Genomic DNA, 20,159 nt, shown 5'->3' with positions numbered 1-20,159 from the left:
TGAGATTGATTAGCTATTTAATTGATTAAACTACATGTCGAAAAGTATCTTTCGTAAAAAATCAGTAGAAAAAATATTGCACGATGTTGAATGCGGATTTGGAGATGGCGAGCACCCGGGAACAACAACATCACAACTCAAGAAAGAACTTAACGTACGCGACCTTACCCTAATGGGGATAGCCGCCGTAGTAGGCGCCGGCATCTTCTCTACCATTGGCGAAGCCTCCTTTCAGGGTGGGCCCGGTGTGAGTATCCTGTTTGTAATTACCGCCATAACCTGTGGCTTTTCTGCCCTTTGCTATGCCGAGTTTGCCTCGCGCATCCCTGTAGCCGGCAGTGCTTATACTTACGCCTATGCTTCATTTGGCGAATTGATTGCCTGGATTATCGGTTGGGATCTGTTAATGGAATACGCCATCGGCAATATAGCTGTGGCCATATCCTGGAGTACTTATTTTGTAAACTTCCTCGAAGGATTTAAGATCCATTTGCCACGATATCTTTATACAGATTATTTTACGGTATTCAGGGCGCATGAGGATGTTGTGCAATTTACAGCCAGCAACCAGCTATCAAAAATTACCGATGTAATGCGTGAAAACGCCGCCGCCTGGGATAGTGCTCCGGGATTTGGCAGTTTAAAACTGGTTGCTAATTTGCCGGCCCTGCTCATTGTAATAATTATTACTTACCTGGTGTACATAGGCATCCGCGAAACCAAAAAGGCAACCAATGCCATGGTGTATTTAAAAATAGCCATTGTACTTGCCGTTATTGTGATAGGCTTTTTCTACGTTACTCCGGCCAACTGGCACCCGTTTTTGCCTAATGGCTTTGGTGGTGTGATGAAAGGCGTATCCGGCGTGTTTTTTGCCTACATAGGCTTTGATGCCATATCAACCACGGCCGAAGAATGCGAACGGCCACAGCGCGATTTGCCCCGCGGCATGATCTATTCGCTGGTTATTTGTACGGTGTTGTACGTGCTCATCTCGCTGGTGTTAACCGGTATGGTAAGCTATAAAGAGCTGCAGGTAGGCGATCCGCTGGCATTTGTTTTTGCCAAGGTTGGTTTGCATAACATCAGCTATGTAATTTCCATAAGCGCTGTAATTGCTACCGCCAGCGTATTGCTGATATTTCAGTTAGGCCAGCCACGCATCTGGATGAGCATGAGCCGCGACGGTTTGTTGCCGAAAGTTTTTTCGCGCATTCACCCTAAATATCAAACTCCTTCGTTTTCAACTATTGTAACCGGCTTTGTAGTGGCAGTACCGGCATTGTTTTTAAATCTTACCGTGGTAACTGATCTTACCAGTATCGGTACCCTGTTTGCCTTTGTGCTGGTTTGCGGCGGTGTATTGCTTTTGCCTCGTGAAGAGGCTGCCAAAGGTAAATTTCATCTGCCTTATATCAATTCGCAATGGATTGCACCGGTGATATACATTATTGTATTGGTTCTTTGCTGGAATAATTTCCTTGGGTTGTTTTCGGGCGAGAATATCCATCAAAAATTTCCATTCTTCCTTTTTATATTGCTGTCAACTACTTTAACAGTATTGGCTGTAATCAAAAAGCTGTCGCTTATCCCGGTGTTGGGATTACTAAGCTGCTTTTATTTAATGGCCGAATTAACTTACGACAGCTGGATCCGCTTTTTGATCTGGCTCATTATTGGCCTGGTTATCTACTTCACCTATAGCTATAAAAACAGCGTGATAGGCAAAGAAGCTGCAGCCAAAACAAAGTAAAGCTTTATGTGGACCTGCCCCCTCTGCCAGCGTGAATTTAAAGCCACCAACCAGGTGCATTCATGCCGCGACAGGGAGCTATCAGAAGCATTAGCCGGCAAAACACCGCATACAATAGATCTTTTCGATCATTTGGTTGATGAGTACCTGCAAATGGGCGATATTAAAGTTTATCCTACCAAAAGCATGATTGCCTTAGGCGCAAGGGTAAATTTTGCCTACATAAGCCAGCTGGGTAAAAACTTTATTGATGTGGTTTTTCCTTTTAATGAGGTTTATGAGGATAACCTGTGTTTTAGTAAAATAAAACAGGTACCCGGCACCAATCAGCACAATCACTACTTCCGGATGTTTTTTAAGGAAGATATTAATGATGAGGTGAGGAGCTATATGAGGCTGGCTTTGGATAAGGCGGTTTAAAAAAATAACTACCGCGGGTTTAGCACAGCGTAACCCGTGGCAGATGAGGATAACCTGTGTTTCAGTAAAATAAAGCAGGTTCCGGGTACCAATCAGCACAATCACTACTTCCGGATGTTTTTTAAGGAAGATATTAATGATGAGTTGCGGAAGTATATGCGGCTGGCTTTGGATAAGGCGGTTTAAAAATAAAAAAACAACCTACCGCGGGTTTAGCGTAGCGTAACCCGTGGGAATAAGCATTCGGGTCTCTGACCCGAGTGGGGACTTAAGTTATAAACTTAAGTGATTGCCAACCACGGGTTACGCTGCGCTAAACCCGCGGCAGATAATTTCTAATAAAAAGAAAGGCCTCACGGATTCCCGTGAGGCCTTTCTTTTTATTAGATGTTTTAATTAATCCTATGAATCTCTATAGCTTCAGGCATAGTTAATACCAATGGCACTTTCTCAACCGTTACAAAGCTCAGATCGAGGCCGAAACCGCGCTCTTCGGATAAGCTCACTTTTTTAAGCTGCTTGTAATAATCCATAATAAACCTTTCAATAAACGACAGATTATGTGAGCGTGAAAATACCTTTTCGATCACCACGAAGCGGAAATCGCCTACAATTTTATGTTTGTTTAATGATTTGTAGGTGCTGGTAATATCAACCTCGCCTTTTTTAACCAGGTCTTCAACTACTTTCCTGAAAAGCAGGTTTATTTGCTGCTCAACGCGGAAACCCAGTTTAAAGTCGATACGGATCAGTTTGTTGGGTACCAGGTGGTCAACTTCGTATTCGCGTTTGTATGGCTCGTCAACCACGTCAACGTGTACCAGCCAGTAAACATCGGCGCGTTTAGGTTGCTTTTGCAGTATCGAGTAAACAATTTTCGATTCAATTTCTGAATTGAAGTTGGCGCTGGTAAGATACACCAGTTGTGAGGCGTATTTAGGCACGCTTTCGTCATGACTTAGCTCTGTAATGATATCGAAATAATCTTCAATCTCTACAAATTTCACATAGCGGTTCCTGATTTTACGGGCGGTATGCCACGTCCACATTACCGTGAACAGCACAAAGCCGATGGATAGGGTAAACCAGCCGCCATCTAAAAACTTATGCAGGTTACCGGTAAGGAATGTACCCTCAATAAGAATATAAACCACCAAAAACGTATTGATAATATAATTGGGGACTTTTTTACGTTTCAGGAATTTAGATACCAGGATGGTGGTCATGAGCATGGCCACGGTAATACTTAAACCGTAAGCGGCCTCCATTTTATCCGAATGTTTAAAGATCAGTACCACACCTAAACAGCCTGCCCACAGCAGCCAGTTAACGCTTGGTACGTATAATTGGCCCTTTTGCTCGGACGGGTAATTGATGCGCACTTTTGGCCAAAGGTTAAGCCTTACAGCCTCGGCAATAAGCGTAAACGAACCGGAAATTAAAGCCTGGCTGGCAATGATAGCGGCTACGGTAGCGATACCGATACCAAATATCAAAAACCACTCGGGCATAATTTTATAAAAGGGGTTGTTGGCGTTCAGATCCATTACGTGGCCATTGCGTTGTAATAACCAAACCGCCTGGCCCAGGTAATTTAATATTAAGCAGATTTTTACGTAGATCCAGCTTACGCGGATGTTGGCTTTACCGCAGTGACCAAGGTCGGAGTATAGGGCCTCGGCACCGGTAGTACACAGGAAAACCGCACCTAATACGATAAAAGCACCATCGCTTGAGCTTGAGGTAAGCAATTTAACGGCGTAATACGGGTTTAACGAACGGATAATCCACGGATCGTGAATAATGTAGCTAACGCCCAGCACGCCCATCATGGTAAACCAGATAAACATAATAGGGCCAAATGCCTTACCAACCAGCGAAGTACCAAACTGCTGTATAATAAATAATACCGTTATAATGGCCATTACAACATACACTGTAGGTAAATTAGGCTGATAGGTTTGCAACCCCTCTATGGCCGATGAAATGGTAATAGGAGGGGTGATGATACCATCGGCCAACAGCGCACAGCCACCTACCACTGCCGGTATAATGAGCCATTTTGCGCGTCGGCGCACCAATGAAAACAGCGAAAAAATGCCGCCCTCACCTTTGTTATCAGCCCTTAGTGTAATTACCACGTACTTGATGGTGGTTTGTAACGTAAGAGTCCAGAAAATTAATGAAACTCCTCCCAGAATTAAGGTTTCGGAAATTTGCTGCTGGCCAACTATGGCCTTAAATACGTATAATGGGGAGGTACCAATATCACCGTAAATTATTCCTAAACTGATTAAGAAGCCGGCGGCCGACAGTTTATGCAGATCTTTATGATTTGACACTTTTATGATTTAGAGATGGCAAAAATATTAATTTTTTTGGTTAAACCATTATCCGAGTTAAACGTATAACGAAATAATGTGTCTATGATACAATAAGGTGCTTGTTCTGTTAAAAATTGTTAAAAAGTTTTACAAAAACAGCAAAATATAATTTGGTGAGCGCTTTATTTATACTTTTGTAGAATCATACTAAATAATGAGGCGAAGTTTTACATACTCCTATGTTTATACCTATACCTGGGTTGTGATGGTTGCGATGGCAATTTTCATCAACTTTGCCTTTGCCGCTGATTTTAAGACGCTTAAAGCTGATTTTAAAACAGATACGGTATTGCTGCGTAGTAAAACTAAATCGTCCAAAAATTCATACCTGAAAAACGGGCTTCACCTGGCCTTGCCTCCGCTTAAACCCGCGGTTACTTCAAACGTGAAGGTAAATGTGGCACGGCCCGACGATAAGTTGCTTACCGACGTGCAGTTATACCCAAACCCGGTAACTGATCAAATCAATTTAAAATACTCCATATCGCGCAATACCAATGTTACCATCAAAATAAAAGATGTGTTGGGTAACGATATTTCAACCATGTTTTCGCAAAGGGTTGAATCAGGCGATCATAATCTGAACTATCCTATAGCCAATAAGCTTACCCGTGGGTTTTATTTTATACGGGTGGTGGCCGGTACTGAATCGGTTATTAAAAGGGTGTTGGTGTTGTAAGAACCTTTCTCCAATCAAGCTATCTTAATTTTTTAACGCTTCCTTCTGTGGGGAGAATAACTACCCATATTTGAGTTTTTTTTAATTCCCTCCCTGGGGAGCTACTGTGTGTACACATCTTTCATTAATGCGCTGTAGGTGCTACCTGTTTATAGCATTCGGGACAAAACAATAAAAATGCGCCGTAGGTGCTACCCCTGAACATGCTTTGAACCTACATGCAAGAGGGTAGCCTCTAAGAGGCAAAGAATTACGACGTTAATTTTTTTTACAAACAGGTATCCCCTCTGGGGAATTGAAAGACTTTAAAGATGTGTACACACTGTAGCCCTGGGGAGGGGTGCGGTGGACTGTGTAGTGGTAGGGAGGGGTTTGTCCGCCATGCATACCTCATAGCATGATGTAGAAACCCCTCCCTACACCCTCCCAGGGGAGGGAATCGCACATTCGCCCCACTTTTTTTATCTCTTCTTAACACCAACAACGGCACGGAAACCATCCAAATTTTTTAGCTTTGGCGTTTACAGCGTTCATTTATGAAAATTATTGCCATTGGCCGCAACTACGCCGAACACGCCAAAGAACTCAACAATCCGGTGCCAACCACCCCGGTAATATTTATGAAGCCTGAAACGGCTTTGTTAAAAGATAACAAGCCTTTTTATCATCCCGATTTTTCGGAAGATGTACATCACGAGATTGAGCTGGTGTTAAAGATCAGCAAGGAAGGAAAACACATCAGCGAGAAATTCGCTTCCGGCTATTACGAAGAAATTGGTTTAGGGATCGATTTTACCGCCCGCGATATCCAATCGCGCCATAAAGAAAAAGGTTTGCCCTGGGAGTTGGCCAAAGCCTTTGACGGCTCGGCACCGGTAAGCGGCTTCGTTCCAAAATCAAAATTCGAATCGTTATATAATCTTGATTTAAGGTTGGATATTAACGGCGAAACCCGCCAGCAGGGCAATACCCGCGATCTGCTTTTCTCGTTCGAAAGTATCATCGCCTTTGTTTCGCAATACATCACCCTAAAAAAAGGCGACCTAATATTTACCGGCACCCCACCGGGTGTATCAAAAGTAAAAATAGGCGACAGGCTTGAAGGCTATCTTCAGGATGAAAAAATGCTCGATTTTTACGTTAAATAAAGCATGATCAAAAAACTATTGGTTATAGGCGCGCTGTGTTTGGGTATTTATGCAAGCACCGTAGCGCAAACTATTATACAAAGCAGGCAATACCCGCAAAACTATTTCCGCTACCCGCTCGATTTAACGCCGCCTACAACAGCGGGTTCATTCGGCGAGTTAAGGCCATCGCATTTCCACTCGGGCCTGGATTTTAAAACCAACCAGCGTACCGGCTACCCGGTGCACGCCGCTGCCGAAGGATATATCTCGAGGGTGAGGGTGCAGTTTGGTGGTTTCGGCAGGGCTATATATATCACCCATCCTAATGGGTATACCACGGTTTACGGACATTTGGAAAGCTTTAGCCCGGCAGTGATTGAGCTGATTAAAAAATACCAGTACGATCATCAAACTTACGAGGCCGATTTTAATCTTACGCCAACACAGGTCCCGGTTAAAAAGGATGAGGTTGTGGCTATCTCCGGCAATGCCGGTGCTTCGGCTGGTCCGCATGTGCATTTCGAGATCCGCGATAGCAAAACTGAAGAAACCATTAACGCCCAGCTATTCGGTTTAACAATTCCGGATAAAGTACCGCCAACCATCACCTCTATCGGCATTTACCACCTCAATAATAAACCCTTCAGCGAAAAAACGCCTAAAGAGTTTTTAGGGGTGACCGGAGCGGCAGGCAATTATCACCTGATAAAGCCTCAAACGCTTGAACTAAGCGGAAACATCGGCTTTGGTATCAATGCTACCGATATGAACAGCACTTCGTTTAACCATAACGGGATCTACTCTATCGAACTAAAACTCGACGGAAAAACAGTTTATACTTTCGCGGTTGAGCGTTTCGCGTTCGATCAAACGCATGCTATCAACGCTTATATCGATTTTCCGGCTTATGAATCATCGCGCCGCTGGATGCAGAAGTGTTTTATTTTGCCGGGAAGCCATATCTCCCTGTACCCTCAATCAATAAATAGGGGTATCATCACTTTTGATGACGATGCCCTTCATGAGATTGAATATGTGGTGAAAGATGTGGCAGGCAATACTTCATCGCTCAAGCTAAAAGTGAAATCATCGCCTTATACAATTCCGCAGCCGGTTAAACCAACCGGTACCATGCTGTACTATGATAAGCGCAGCGAGTTTAGTAACGATAAAGTTAAAGTGATAGTAATGCCGGGCAATTTGTATGATGACCTTGATTTTCAATACTCATCGTCGGCAAAGCTGCCGGGCGCTTATTCGGCGGTGCACCATATTCATAACCGGTTAACGCCTATCCATGAAGGATACGAGATCTGGATCAAGCCGGATGTTGATTTAGGAAAGTATGCCGATAAGGCTGTAATTGTAAGCAGTTGGGGTGGATGCCAGGGTGGTTATTATAAGGATGGCTACGTGATATCGCAGGTGAGTGCCTTTGGCGACTATTATATAAAGGTAGACACTGTGCCGCCGGTAATCCATCCGCTCAACATCAAAAACGGTAGCAATATGAAAGCCGCCCGTTCGATTAATTTCAGGATGAGTGATAATTTATCAGGAATCAAGAGTTATACAGGCACTATTGATGGTAAATGGGTGCTGATGGAGCATGATTATAAAAGTAAAATATTAAGTTACACGTTTAATGCCGATATTGTGCCCGGTAAACACGTGTTTAAGTTGGTGTTAGTTGATAACAAGAATAATTTTTCGGAATTTGCCGCCGATTTTTACAGATAAGTACCTTATACCATGACAACATTAAAAGAAGGCGATAAAGCCCCCGATTTTACCGCTAACGATCAAAACGGCAAAGCCGTATCCCTTGCCGATTACCGCGGCAAAAATGTGATCCTGTACTTTTATCCTAAAGATGATACCCCCGGTTGCACAGCCGAATCGTGCGATTTTCGCGACAACTACCAATCGCTTTTAGGTAAAGGTTACGAGGTGATAGGTGTTAGCACCGACGATGAAAAATCGCACAAAAAATTCGAAACCAAGTACAGCCTGCCGTTTACCCTGATAGCCGATAGCAGCCACGAAATTGTGGAAGCCTACGGTGTTTGGGTTGAAAAAAACATGTATGGCAAAAAATATATGGGTACTGCCCGTACCACATTTGTAATTGATGCAGAGGGAATTATTAAGCACGTGATAAGTAAGGTTGATACCAAAGCTTCATCACAACAGGTGCTGGACCTTGTAAATTAAGTGTTAAAAACACAATCATAATAGCTACTTTAGCATTCCCTATAATCCAATTAATGAAAGCAGACTTACAAACATTAGAAAAAACCGCGTCGCAGATCAGGCGCGACATTGTACGTATGGTACACGGCTGCCAGTCGGGCCACCCGGGCGGCTCATTGGGCTGTACTGATTTCTTTACCGCATTGTATTTTTCGGTAATGAACCACGACCCTAAATTTAACATGGACGGTATTGGCGAAGACTTGTTCTTCCTGTCAAACGGTCACATTTCGCCGGTGTTTTACAGCACATTGGCACACGCCGGTTACTTTGATAAAGCCGAGTTGGCAACCTTCCGTAAACTGAACTCACGTTTGCAAGGTCACCCAACTACGCACGAGCATCTTCCGGGCGTACGTATCGCTTCGGGCTCATTAGGTCAGGGCTTATCGGTAGCTATCGGCGCGGCGCTTGCAAAAAAATTAAATGGTGATAAATCATTAGTGTTCACCCTGCATGGTGACGGCGAGATCCAGGAAGGCCAAATTTGGGAAGCTGCGATGTTTGCGCCTCATAATCATGTTGATAACCTGATCTCTACCATTGATGTTAACGGTCAGCAAATTGATGGCCCTACCAAAAAGGTACTTTCATTAGGCGATCTTCGTGCTAAATGGGAAGCTTTTGGCTGGGATGTATTGGATATGAAAGGTAATGATATGGCCGATGTGGTTAAAGTGCTTGAAGAAGCAAAAAGCCGTACCGGACAAGGTAAACCAATTATGATTTTGATGCATACCGAAATGGGTTACGGTGTCGACTTTATGGTGGGCAGCCACAAATGGCACGGTATTGCGCCAAATGATGAGCAGCTTAAACTGGCTTTAGATCAGTTAGAGGAAACACTGGGCGATTATTAAGCCCCCCGGGCCTCCGTTAGCTAACGGAGGAGCGTTAGAACATCAGTTTAATTTATCACGATTTAATTCGATCCCTCGCTATTGTGGAGGGAATTTGAGCAATGAAAAAATACACTTACACAGATAAAAAAGATACCCGCTCGGGCTTTGGTGCCGGGTTGCTGGAAGCCGGCAGAAAAAACGACCAGGTTGTTGCCCTTTGTGCCGACCTTGTAGGCTCGTTAAAAATGCAGGATTTTATTAATGAATTTCCTGAGCGTTTTGTACAAACAGGTATTGCCGAAGCTAACATGATCGGTATTGCTGCCGGTATGACCATTGGCGGTAAAATTCCTTTCACCGGTACATTTGCTAACTTCTCTACAGGCCGTGTTTACGATCAGATCCGTCAATCGGTAGCTTACTCAAACAAAAACGTTAAAATTTGCGCTTCACACGCTGGTTTAACTTTGGGCGAGGATGGCGCTACCCACCAGATTCTGGAGGATATCGGCCTGATGAAAATGTTACCAGGCATGACTGTGATTAACCCTTGCGATTATAACCAAACCAAAGCTGCTACTATGGCTATTGCCGAGTACGAAGGCCCGGTTTATTTACGTTTCGGTCGCCCGGTTGTTCCGATCTTTACCGATGCTGATCAGAAATTTGAAATTGGTAAAGCCTGGATGGTTAATGAAGGTGCTGATGTAAGTATCTTCGCCACCGGTCACCTGGTATGGGAAGCTATTTTGGCTGGTGAGAAACTGGCTGAAGAAGGTATCGATGCCGAGATTATTAACATCCACACCATTAAACCTCTTGATGCTGAGGCTATATTAAAATCTGTAGCTAAAACCGGTTGCGTAGTTACAGCCGAAGAGCATAACCGTTTAGGTGGTTTGGGTGATAGCGTTGCACAAGTATTGGCTGTACACAACCCAACCCCGCAAGAGTACGTAGCTGTTAACGACAGCTTTGGCGAAAGCGGTACGCCTGCACAACTGATGACCAAATATGGCCTGGATGCAGAGCATATTGTGGCAGCAGCTAAAAAGGCGATCGAAAGAAAAAACAAAAAGGCTTAATAAACCTTTAACATTAATAAAATTCTAAAAAATGTCGGTACAGGTTGAAGATTCAGAAATATTAAGCAAATTCCAGGACGAAAAGACCCGGAATGAGGCGTTTAACCTGTTGTTGAAAAAGTACCAGCAGAAAATATACTGGCACATCCGCCGCATGGTTGTTGATCATGACGACGCGGATGACCTTGTTCAGGATGTTTTTGTAAAGGTTTGGAAAAACCTTGCCGGTTTCAGAAACGACGCGCAACTGTACACCTGGATGTACAGGATAGCATCCAACGAGTGTATTACTTTTCTGAACAAGAAAAAACAGAAAAATAATATACCGTTGGATGATGTTGCTTACGAGCTGGCCGATACACTGGCCGACTCGACCTATTTTAACGGCGACGCGGCGCAGCGTAAACTACAGGAAGCCCTGCTTACCCTGCCCGAAAAACAACGGCTTGTTTTCAATATGAAATACTATGAAGACATGAAGTATGAGGAAATGTCGCAGGTTTTGGGTACCAGTGTTGGGGCTTTAAAAGCATCTTTTCACCTGGCAGTCAAGAAGATAGAGGCGCACTTGCTGGGAAAAGATTAATTTTTTAATTTACGTTAAACCTTTTAGCACTATACCAATCTATAGTTGTGTATGAAAAGCGATATGGACAATAGGGAATGGCTGGATGATTTCATCGCGCTGAAACAGGTTAGCACAACTAACCCGTTCACAGTGCCTGAAGGCTATTTTCATGAGTTAGCGCAGCACATTACAACACGCATAAGGCTTGAGGGATTAAAAAATTATCCATCTGCAGGTTACACTGTACCGCAGAACTACTTCGACGAGTTAAAGAGCAACATCCAGAGCCGTATAAATATTGAAAGTGCTTTTAGCGCCGGAGATTCGGGGTTTACCGTACCCGAAAACTACTTTGATGAGCTAAGCAGCAACATCAAAAGCCGTATTGTGGTTGATGAAGCCATAGATGCGGGCGAGGGCTTTACGGTGCCCGATAATTATTTTAACGAGCTGAGCAGCAATATCCAAAGCCGCATAGCGGTTGAGGAGGCCATGAGTGATGAAGGTTTTACAGTGCCGGAAGGTTATTTTGACGAACTGAGCAGCAACATTCAAAGCCGGATAGCCATTGAAGAAGCCATGGGCGATGAGGGGTTTAGGGTTCCTGAAAACTATTTTGAGGAGCTGAGCGCCAACATCCAAAGCCGCATAGCGGTTGAGGAAGCCATGAATATGGAAGAAGAAGGTTTTGTTGTGCCGATGAACTACTTTGAGCAGCTTAACCAGCGCATACTGGATAAAACCGTTAATGCCGGGGTAGAAGTTGTGCTTGAACCTGATAATGTTGTAAGCATCAACAAAAATAAACCTGTTCAGAAAAAAGGCATGGTGAGGAAGCTTTGGGCTTCGCCAACCATCAGGTATGCTACCGCGGCTTGTTTTGCTTTGATACTGGGTGTAGGTGTTATTTTCAGGGGCGATATCCAGGCTCCGGATCATAACCACTCTTATTTGCACGAAGAGGTATCATCCGTACCGGTTGATGAAATAAGAAGCTACCTTCAGTTACACATGGACGCCAGCGACACCCGTACACTGATGGATGCGAACCAAAAAGGCAATGCAAGCAATGCAGACGAAGATCTGTCGGATTATATAGATAATTAAACAGGAGAACAACATTTAATGAGTATTTGGATCAGGCATATTTGTATTGTGTTATTTGTTATGGCGATAGGCTATGAGGGGCAGGCGCAGGTAAACCGCTTCGTACCCGCTCAAACACCTACCCGGCCCGAGCTTAATCCCGTACGCCCTAATGGTAACAGAAAGGGAGCGATGGGTAAAAAGCTTGAAGCCGCCCGTAACCGATACATCAGCAGGCAGCTTGATTTAACCGACGATGAAGCCAACAAATTTTGGCCGCTGTACAACCAGTACCAGCAGGAACTAACAGCTGTACGCATCCTGAAACGTTTAAATAACTCCAACTCATCTGCCAACGGTACCGAGCAAATAGATAAAGAAATTTATTACGAAAGCCAACTGGTAGGCATCCGCAAACGCTACCGCGATTCGTTCTCCAAAATCCTTCCACCCGAAAAGGTGAGCATCCTGTACAAAAGCGAACAGGAGTTTAATGATGAACTCATTAAACAGTTGAGCGAGCGGAGTGAGAGAGCGGGGAATTGAGGTTAGTGATTAGAGGTTGGAGTTTAGAGATTAGATACTCTCTTCTTTTTAAAGATCAAAAGTATTTTAAATAACATTACAGATGGATTTTCGTCCATCTGTTTTAGTTTATCTTTGTCGGTAATATCTCCCGAGGCGTCATTGCGAGGCACGAAGCAATCCCAAACTGTACAGGGCGGACCTGCAAATCGGGGATTGCTTCGTACCTCGCAATGACGGCTGTTAGATAACAATTGCTCCTGAAAACGACTCAAGATCTTAAACTTAAGACTTAGAACTAATCATCATGACCACTCTTCGCCAGCTTTTTTTAGCCAATAACGCTCAAACCACAAATTTCCCGCTATTACTCGAGTTTGAACGCGCCGAAGGCATCTACATGTACAACGCGGAGGGCAAGCCGTATATTGATCTGATATCCGGCATTGGCGTAAGCAGTTTAGGCCACAGCAACCCGTATGTTATCGATGCCATTAAACAGCAGGTTGATAAATACATGCACCTGATGGTTTACGGCGAGTACGTACAAACCCCGCAGGTACGTTTTGCCGAAAAACTGGTCTCAGTACTGCCGGATAATTTGCAGTCGGTGTATTTTACTAACTCAGGTGCCGAGGCGGTGGAGGGAGCTTTGAAATTGGCCAAACGTTTTACCGGCAGAAGCCAGATTATTTCATGTTATAATTCATATCATGGTAGCACCAACGGCGCGTTAAGTGTAATGGGTAACGAGGAATTTAAGAAAGCTTACCGTCCGCTGTTGCCTGGGATTAATTTTATTCGTTTTAATGAGGTTGATGATCTTCAATTAATAACCGAACAAACAGCCTGCGTTATTATAGAAACCGTACAGGGCGAGGCCGGTATCCGCGTGCCTGATGTAGCCTATATGCAGGCTTTGCGCGCCCGTTGTACAGAAACAGGTACACTGCTGATATTAGATGAGATCCAGGCAGCATTCGGTCGTACGGGCAGGCTATTTGCTTTTGAGCATTTTGATATTGTGCCCGATATTCTGTTACTGGCCAAAGCTTTGGGAGGCGGCATGCCGATAGGTGCGTTTATTTCATCAAGCCAAATTATGGATGTGCTGAAGGAAAATCCTATCCTCGGTCATATCACCACTTTTGGAGGGCACCCGGTTTGCTGTGCAGCGGGATTAGCCGCGTTGGAGTTTTTGTTGGATAATGATCTGGTTTCCGGCGTAGCCGAAAAAGAAGCATTGTTCCGTTCGCTATTGGTTCACCCCGCTATCAAAGAGGTGAGGGGCAAAGGCCTGATGCTTGCCGCCGAACTGGAAAACTTCGATCTGAATAAAAAAATAATAGATCGCTGCATTGAAAACGGTGTAATAACCGATTGGTTTCTACATTGCAGCAACTCGATGAGGCTGGCACCACCGCTGATCATTACGCATGATGAGATCAGGAAAGCCTGTGCAGTTATTATTGAGGCTGTGGATTATTATACAAAATAAACTTTCTATTGAAGTTTTCGTGTCATATCGAAGGCATGTCCTGGTTGAGTTGAACCCCTCTGGGGTTCTCTTCTGTTTTTACTCTTTTGCTACAAACCTTTAACCCCTCTGGGGTTATTTTCTGTTTTTATTTTTTGCTACAAAGCTTTAACCCCTCTGGGATTTTCCTTATCCGGTCTAATATAAAATGCACCAGAGGTGCAAAAGCTTTGTAGCAACAGCAAACTCCACCCTTTTTATTGCCCCGGAGGGGCAAAACAATTAAACTTGCAACTCCATATTGCAGTTTTAACCGGATCTTTAAAAAATCACATTTATTTCCTCCCGTAACTTCCCTGTTATAAAACCGCTAAATTTTTGTTTGAATTAAATTGGTACGGTTTGTGCATTTATAGCAATACCCGGTAAAATTGGGCTTTTGGTGTTGTAAATGCAATAAATCTGGTCACCAAATGTTCTTTTTAATGGTCACGCGTGTTTTACAATTAATTAAAAATCTTGTAAAAACAAACAGAATAGCATCTACTCTATCTACTTATGAAAATAGCATATATATCAACCTATCCACCCCGCGAGTGCGGTTTAGCAACGTTTAATAATAATCTGATGCACGCCATCAGCTCAAATTTTCCTGATAGAAAAACTCTGGCGCAAAACGGCTTTGTTGTAGCGCTTAACGATTCGGAAAATTTGCAGGAATATGAATACCCGGAGGAGGTGAAATATGTTATCCGTCAAAATCATCAAAAAGATTATATCCGCGCGGCAAACTACATCAACACCAGTAATGCCGATGTATGTATTATGGAGCATGAGTTTGGTATTTACGGCGGCGAAAGCGGTATTTATATTTTGCCGCTCATTAATCGCTTAGAGAAACCGCTGATCTCTATTTTACATACCGTATTAAAAGATCCGAGCTATGTACAGCGTATTATTATCCGTGAGATAGCCGAGCAATCGTCAAAGATTATTGTGATGAGCAAAAGGGCTGTAGAGTTTTTAACCTCGATATATGAGATCCCTGTAGACAAGATCCAAATTATTGAACATGGTGTACCTGATGTAGAGGCGCCAGCTGATAACCCGGTAAAAAATCTCTCAGCTTTTAAAAATAAAAGGGTAATGTTAACCTTCGGTTTACTAAGCCGCAATAAAGGTTTGGAAACGGTTGTAAAAGCACTGCCGAAAATAGTTGAAAAACATCCCGACGTGATGTATGTGGTGTTGGGTAATACCCACCCGGGGGTAATTAAAAATTCGGGAGAGGAATACCGCGACCATTTAAAATCACTTGCCACGCAATTAGGTGTTTCAAAAAATTTGGCTTTCATTGCCAAATTTGTTTCGGAAGAGGAGCTGGTGAATTACTTAACTGCTTGCGAAATTTATGTAACCCCATATTTAAACGAGGCGCAGATAACCAGCGGTACCTTATCCTACGCGGTAGGAGCAGGAGCCGCTGTGGTATCAACACCATACTGGCATGCTACAGAATTGCTGGCCGATAAACGCGGTCGCCTGTTCGATTTTAAAAATTCGGAAGCATTAGCCGAAATCGTAATCGAACTGCTTGATCAGGATAGAGTACTTGCCGAACTAAAAGAAAACGCTTACCAATACGGGTTACATTTACGCTGGCCGGTTATCGGTGCCGAATTTATTAAAGTGGCCCAGGAGGCTTTAAGCCGTTTTGATTTTAGCGATAAAATTTTACGCAACAGCATTGTCGACCCGGAGATATTGCCGAAATTCAGCTTGACCCATGTTTTACGCTTAACCGATGATACCGGCATTGTACAACACGCTAAATATGGCATCCCCAATTTAAAAGAGGGTTATTGCCTGGATGATAATGCCCGTGCGCTCATTATGGCCCTTATGGCCTATCAGCGTAATAAAAGCCGCGAAGCTTTCGAATTGTTGCCCATATACCTTAGCTATATCCACTATATGCAAACCGATGATGGTAATTTTCGTAATTTCCTGAGTTTTGACAGGAGATACCTGGATGAGGTAGGTTCGGAAGACTCCTTTGGCCGTACAATATGGGCTTTAGGGCATTTGATAAGTTGCGCTGCCAGTAACTCGTACAGGGAGTTTTCTTTGGAGATCTTCCATAAATCGGTGCCGCATTTTTCTACTTTGAAGCATCTGAGGGGAGTTGCAAATACCATTATAGGTATCAGTTTATACCTGCAGGCTTACCCTACAGATGAAGGGATGGTAAAAATATTGGTCAACTTAACTCAGCCGTTAATTGATGCTTACAACAATACCCAATCTGATGATTGGCAGTGGTTTGAAGAAAAAATGACCTACGATAACGCTATTTTGCCTTTGGCTTTGCTGCACTCCTGCGAGATAACCGGCAATGAGGAAGCCAAAACAATCGCTCTGGCAACCATGGCCTTCCTCGATCAGCTTACGTTATCAAACGGTTATCTAAGCCCTGTTGGTAACGATGGCTGGTACTACCGCGGCGGCACTTTCCCAACCTTCGATCAGCAGGCTATTGAAACCATGGCAATGGTGCTGATGCATTTCCAGGCTTACCAGATTTTTAGGGTTCCGCAGTATATCGAAAAAATGTTTTTGAGCTATAAATGGTTTTTGGGCGAGAATACCCTGCGAGCGCCATTGTATGATCATGAAACCAAAGGCTGTTGCGATGGCCTGCTTCCGGGAGGCATTAACCGTAACCAGGGGGCTGAAAGTACATTGGCCTATTTGATATCGCACCTTACCGTATTAAAAGCCTTTGAGCTGGAGTACGAGTACAACAAATACAACCAAAAAGTACAGATCTGCTAAATGAAAGTGGCTGTATTATCCCCCGTAGCCTGGCGCACACCGCCCAGGCACTACGGGCCGTGGGAGCAAATAGCATCAAACATTGCCGAAGGCATGGTAAAGCTTGGCGCGGAGGTAACCCTATTCGCTACCGGCGATTCTATCACCTCGGGTAAGCTTGATGCTGTTTGTACTACAGGTTATGAGGAAGACAGAACACAGGACGCCAAAGTGCTGGAGTGTCTGCACATCAGTAACTTGATGGAGAAGGCGGGGCAGTTTGATATCATCCATAATAACTTTGATTTTTTACCGCTCACTTATTCCGGTTTGATCAAAACGCCGGTAATTACTACTATACATGGTTTCTCATCACCCCGGATTATCCCCGTTTATAAAAAATATAACGACAGGGGATATTATGTTTCGATAAGTAACTCGGATCGAAGCCCCGAATTGGATTATATCGCTACGGTTTACAATGGTATCGATCCCCGTGATTTTCAGTTTTATGATGATCCTGATGATTATCTTCTATACTTCGGTCGCATCCATCCCGATAAAGGAACTGCCGAAGCTATCGCCATAGCCAGGAAAAGCAAACGCAAATTGCTGATTGCGGGAATAGTGCAGGATGCTAATTATTTTAAGGAAAAGGTTGAGCCGTTGTTAGGGGATGATGTAGAATACATTGGCCATGCCGGTCCGGACAAACGGCGCGAACTTTTGGGTAATGCTTATGCCTTGTTACATCCTATTAGTTTTAACGAACCATTCGGTTTAAGTGTAGCCGAGGCTATGCTTTGCGGTACGCCGGTGATTGCTTTTAACCGTGGATCAATGCCTGAGTTGATTAAAGATGCGCAAACTGGTTTTCTGGTTGATACGGTTGATGAGGCGGTAGATGCTGTTGGTTGGCTTGATCAGATCAGCAGGGAGGATTGTTTTGATTGGGCTAATTCGCAGTTTTCGAGCGAGAAGATGGTGAGCGATTACTATAACCTTTACAAAAAGATATTAGCGTAATAAAACAAATAACTGCTGCGGGTTTAGCGCAGCGTAACCCGTGGTTGGCCATGACTTAAGTTTTCAACTTAAGTCCCCTGTCTGAATCAGAATTTACAGGATTTTAGAATTAGCAGAATAAATTTGAATAACAGCTCGAATCCCACTCGGGTCAGAGACCCGAACTATTTTACACCAAGGGTTACGCTACGCTAAACCCGCGGCAGAGGTTTTTTTAACACTAAAAGCGCCTATTGGCGCTTTTAGTGTTTGGATTGGAATTTAGCTTAATTCAATTTATCTAATTCTGCTTTCACAAACTCAGCAAGTTCCTTTACATAACCCGCGCTGAAATCAAACTTGATACCGGCGGTTTCATAAATTTCCTTAATGGTTTTCGTGTAACCAAGCTTCAAAGCATCCAAATATTGCTGTAATCCTTTTTCAGGATTTTCTTTGTAGTTTTTCCAAACAGCGATGGCACCTAACTGGGCCATACCATATTCAATATAGTAAAACGGCACTTCGAAAATGTGAAGCTGTTTCTGCCACAAGTTAGCCAAAGCTTCAGGATGCTCGCTCCAATCGGCAAAATTAGCACCGAACGGTTCAAAGATCTCTACCCAGGCAGTGCGGCGGTCGGTATCGGTATGACCGGGGTTGGTGTAGATCCAGTGCTGAAACTGATCTACCACGGCTACCCATGGCAGGGTTTTCAAAACATCAACCAGTTGATCGCGTTTGGCGCGTTTCAGGTCTTCCTCATTATCAAAATAAACATTCCAGTTATCCATCGAGATTAACTCCATCGACATGGATGCTAATTCGGCAACTTCGGATGGGCAATGTTTAAAATCATTCAGTTCCAGGTCGGCAGTAAGGAAGGTGTGCACCGCGTGGCCTCCTTCGTGTACCATGGTAGTCAAGTCGCGGAAAGTATTGGCCGAGTTCATGAAAATAAATGGTGCGCCGGTTTCTGCCAGCGGATAGTTGTAACCACCCGGAGCTTTGCCTTTGCGGCTTTCCACATCAAACAGACCGTTATCTTTCATGATCTCCAAACGTTCGCCCAGGTAGCGGTTGATGTTGCTGAAGCACTGGATAGATTTTTCGATCAGGTCCTCTCCATTTTGAAATGGTTTCAAAGCCGGTTTGCCCGAAATATCTACATCCATATCCCAGGGTTTAAGCGCCGGTAGGCCCAAAGCTTCACGACGTTTTTCGGCCTGTTGCCTAAGGATAGGAACAATCTCTGTTTCAATAGCCGCGTGGAAAGCGTAGCAATCCTGCGGCGTATAATCAAACCTGCCCAAAGCCTGGAACATGTAATCGCGGAAGTTTTCGAAACCGGCATTTACAGCAACAGTATGGCGAAGCTTGCGCAGATGATCAAAAAGTTCATCCAGTTTTTCCTTGTCCTGCAGGCGACGACTGGTGATCTTTTCCCAAACTTCCTGGCGTTTAGCACGGTCGGTTCCTTTTAAAAATACCGAAGCCTGCTCCAAAGTAAATTCCTTATCATCGATATGCACCGACATAGCACCGGTGGTTGATTGGTACTTCTGCTGCTCTACCTGGATCTCGGTTTGTACCGGGATATTTTCCTCGCGGAAAAGCTCTAACGCTTTCTTTACCGCGCGAAGAAATACAAAATATTTATCGCCATCCAGTTGGTCAACGTATTCGCTGGCAACCAGTTTTTTATTCAGCTCATTGCTGAATGGTGCAATTTTTGGCTCGATCTCGGTAGCGAAGTATTGAAATTTTTGTAGTAACTCTTCGCTGGCGGTATCGCAGGTCATGCGGATATAGCGCCACGCAAAATCTTCTTCTAATGCGGCTTCCAATTCGCTTTTATCGCGCAGCCATTTCTCCAGTTCTTCAACCGAATTGATAGGGCGCTCAAGTAGTTCTTTATAAAATGGCTCAAGGTTTTCCCATTTAATATCGAGGGAAGCAGGGATATATGTTCTTGTTTTTTTGTGGATCATGATTTTTTAGATGTGCAGATATGCGTATGTGCAAATTTGCAGATTATGCTTGATGATGTGCAAATAATACACGTTTAAAAATGGATTGTTTGATAAGCTTAAAGTAAAAAATCTGCGAGAGGCAATTGCCTCTCGCAGACTCGAATA

At 43.8% G+C, this 20,159-nt stretch carries 17 protein-coding genes; 15 read left to right on the top strand and 2 right to left on the bottom strand.

Features of this window, described 5'->3' with window-relative positions:
- Positions 1 to 34 precede the first annotated feature (34 nt).
- The 3 genes from HYN43_RS17935 to HYN43_RS30450 are packed head-to-tail and all read left to right on the top strand — an operon-like array spanning position 35 to position 2,359.
- Positions 35 to 1,753, top strand: a complete 1,719-nt coding sequence (locus tag HYN43_RS17935) for an amino acid permease (protein ID WP_119410657.1) — start codon at positions 35 to 37, stop codon at positions 1,751 to 1,753.
- A gap of 6 nt (positions 1,754 to 1,759) precedes the next feature.
- Positions 1,760 to 2,173, top strand: a complete 414-nt coding sequence (locus HYN43_RS17930) for a DUF5655 domain-containing protein (RefSeq protein ID WP_245446938.1) — start codon at positions 1,760 to 1,762, stop codon at positions 2,171 to 2,173.
- Between the two features lie 36 nt (positions 2,174 to 2,209).
- On the top strand, positions 2,210 to 2,359 hold the full coding sequence (locus tag HYN43_RS30450; protein ID WP_162996539.1) for a hypothetical protein: 150 nt from the start codon (positions 2,210 to 2,212) through the stop codon (positions 2,357 to 2,359).
- Between the two features lie 206 nt (positions 2,360 to 2,565).
- Here the strand turns inward: HYN43_RS30450 and HYN43_RS17925 are convergent, their stop codons facing one another.
- Positions 2,566 to 4,515 (bottom strand): KUP/HAK/KT family potassium transporter, encoded by a 1,950-nt coding sequence (locus tag HYN43_RS17925; protein ID WP_119410656.1) that lies wholly within the window; start codon positions 4,513 to 4,515, stop codon positions 2,566 to 2,568.
- A gap of 196 nt (positions 4,516 to 4,711) precedes the next feature.
- Between HYN43_RS17925 and HYN43_RS17920 the strand changes: the two genes are divergently transcribed.
- The 12 genes from HYN43_RS17920 to HYN43_RS17865 all read left to right on the top strand — a co-directional run bounded on the left by HYN43_RS17920 (position 4,712) and on the right by HYN43_RS17865 (position 18,042).
- Positions 4,712 to 5,236 (top strand): T9SS type A sorting domain-containing protein, encoded by a 525-nt coding sequence (locus HYN43_RS17920; RefSeq protein WP_119410655.1) that lies wholly within the window; start codon positions 4,712 to 4,714, stop codon positions 5,234 to 5,236.
- A gap of 536 nt (positions 5,237 to 5,772) precedes the next feature.
- The gene (locus HYN43_RS17915) at positions 5,773 to 6,384 is read left to right on the top strand and encodes a fumarylacetoacetate hydrolase family protein (RefSeq protein ID WP_119410654.1); all 612 of its coding nucleotides are present in this window, start codon (positions 5,773 to 5,775) and stop codon (positions 6,382 to 6,384) included.
- Between the two features lie 3 nt (positions 6,385 to 6,387).
- Complete coding sequence (locus tag HYN43_RS17910; RefSeq protein ID WP_119410653.1) at positions 6,388 to 8,106, top strand: M23 family metallopeptidase; 1,719 nt, start codon at positions 6,388 to 6,390, stop codon at positions 8,104 to 8,106.
- A 12-nt stretch (positions 8,107 to 8,118) separates the two neighbouring features.
- A complete protein-coding gene (gene bcp, locus HYN43_RS17905; protein ID WP_119410652.1) occupies positions 8,119 to 8,580 on the top strand; it encodes a thioredoxin-dependent thiol peroxidase in 462 nt (153 codons plus the stop codon).
- A 53-nt stretch (positions 8,581 to 8,633) separates the two neighbouring features.
- Positions 8,634 to 9,479, top strand: coding sequence for a transketolase (locus HYN43_RS17900; RefSeq protein ID WP_119410651.1), 846 nt, complete (start codon positions 8,634 to 8,636; stop codon positions 9,477 to 9,479).
- Between the two features lie 101 nt (positions 9,480 to 9,580).
- Positions 9,581 to 10,546, top strand: coding sequence for a transketolase family protein (locus HYN43_RS17895; protein ID WP_119410650.1), 966 nt, complete (start codon positions 9,581 to 9,583; stop codon positions 10,544 to 10,546).
- 31 nt (positions 10,547 to 10,577) lie between these two features.
- Entirely contained in the window at positions 10,578 to 11,132 is a 555-nt protein-coding gene (locus HYN43_RS17890; protein ID WP_022831994.1) for an RNA polymerase sigma factor, read from the top strand.
- 51 nt (positions 11,133 to 11,183) lie between these two features.
- The gene (locus HYN43_RS17885; protein WP_119410649.1) at positions 11,184 to 12,221 is read left to right on the top strand and encodes a hypothetical protein; all 1,038 of its coding nucleotides are present in this window, start codon (positions 11,184 to 11,186) and stop codon (positions 12,219 to 12,221) included.
- 18 nt (positions 12,222 to 12,239) lie between these two features.
- The gene (locus tag HYN43_RS17880) at positions 12,240 to 12,746 is read left to right on the top strand and encodes a hypothetical protein (RefSeq protein ID WP_162996538.1); all 507 of its coding nucleotides are present in this window, start codon (positions 12,240 to 12,242) and stop codon (positions 12,744 to 12,746) included.
- A 286-nt stretch (positions 12,747 to 13,032) separates the two neighbouring features.
- Entirely contained in the window at positions 13,033 to 14,223 is a 1,191-nt protein-coding gene (locus HYN43_RS17875) for an aspartate aminotransferase family protein (RefSeq protein ID WP_119410647.1), read from the top strand.
- Positions 14,224 to 14,760: 537 nt separating this feature from the next.
- On the top strand, positions 14,761 to 17,037 hold the full coding sequence (locus tag HYN43_RS17870; RefSeq protein ID WP_119410646.1) for a glycosyltransferase family 4 protein: 2,277 nt from the start codon (positions 14,761 to 14,763) through the stop codon (positions 17,035 to 17,037).
- Positions 17,038 to 18,042 carry a glycosyltransferase family 4 protein gene (locus HYN43_RS17865; protein WP_119410645.1) on the top strand — a complete coding sequence of 335 codons (1,005 nt, stop codon included), beginning with the start codon at positions 17,038 to 17,040 and terminating at the stop codon, positions 18,040 to 18,042.
- Between the two features lie 266 nt (positions 18,043 to 18,308).
- Here the strand turns inward: HYN43_RS17865 and HYN43_RS17860 are convergent, their stop codons facing one another.
- Positions 18,309 to 20,012 (bottom strand): M3 family oligoendopeptidase, encoded by a 1,704-nt coding sequence (locus tag HYN43_RS17860; protein ID WP_119410644.1) that lies wholly within the window; start codon positions 20,010 to 20,012, stop codon positions 18,309 to 18,311.
- Positions 20,013 to 20,159: the final 147 nt, after the last annotated feature.

This window comes from Mucilaginibacter celer, from assembly GCF_003576455.2.
GTDB lineage: Bacteria > Bacteroidota > Bacteroidia > Sphingobacteriales > Sphingobacteriaceae > Mucilaginibacter > Mucilaginibacter celer.
The sequence above is the reverse complement of the archived record's forward strand: the minus strand, read 5'-3'. Positions and strand labels throughout refer to the sequence as shown.

Bases quoted from the DNA above. Each gene is read 5' to 3' on its own strand.
- HYN43_RS17880 (WP_162996538.1), top strand. From the start codon at position 12,240: ATGAGTATTTGGATCAGGCATATTTGTATTGTGTTATTTGTTATGGCG.
- HYN43_RS17885 (WP_119410649.1), top strand. From the start codon at position 11,184: ATGAAAAGCGATATGGACAATAGGGAATGGCTGGATGATTTCATCGCG.
- HYN43_RS17895 (WP_119410650.1), top strand. From the start codon at position 9,581: ATGAAAAAATACACTTACACAGATAAAAAAGATACCCGCTCGGGCTTT.
- HYN43_RS17860 (WP_119410644.1), bottom strand. From the start codon at position 20,012: ATGATCCACAAAAAAACAAGAACATATATCCCTGCTTCCCTCGATATT.
- HYN43_RS17935 (WP_119410657.1), top strand. From the start codon at position 35: ATGTCGAAAAGTATCTTTCGTAAAAAATCAGTAGAAAAAATATTGCAC.
- bcp (WP_119410652.1), top strand. From the start codon at position 8,119: ATGACAACATTAAAAGAAGGCGATAAAGCCCCCGATTTTACCGCTAAC.
- HYN43_RS17900 (WP_119410651.1), top strand. From the start codon at position 8,634: ATGAAAGCAGACTTACAAACATTAGAAAAAACCGCGTCGCAGATCAGG.
- HYN43_RS17875 (WP_119410647.1), top strand. From the start codon at position 13,033: ATGACCACTCTTCGCCAGCTTTTTTTAGCCAATAACGCTCAAACCACA.
- HYN43_RS17915 (WP_119410654.1), top strand. From the start codon at position 5,773: ATGAAAATTATTGCCATTGGCCGCAACTACGCCGAACACGCCAAAGAA.
- HYN43_RS17890 (WP_022831994.1), top strand. From the start codon at position 10,578: ATGTCGGTACAGGTTGAAGATTCAGAAATATTAAGCAAATTCCAGGAC.
- HYN43_RS17930 (WP_245446938.1), top strand. From the start codon at position 1,760: ATGTGGACCTGCCCCCTCTGCCAGCGTGAATTTAAAGCCACCAACCAG.
- HYN43_RS17870 (WP_119410646.1), top strand. From the start codon at position 14,761: ATGAAAATAGCATATATATCAACCTATCCACCCCGCGAGTGCGGTTTA.
- HYN43_RS17910 (WP_119410653.1), top strand. From the start codon at position 6,388: ATGATCAAAAAACTATTGGTTATAGGCGCGCTGTGTTTGGGTATTTAT.
- HYN43_RS17865 (WP_119410645.1), top strand. From the start codon at position 17,038: ATGAAAGTGGCTGTATTATCCCCCGTAGCCTGGCGCACACCGCCCAGG.
- HYN43_RS17920 (WP_119410655.1), top strand. From the start codon at position 4,712: ATGAGGCGAAGTTTTACATACTCCTATGTTTATACCTATACCTGGGTT.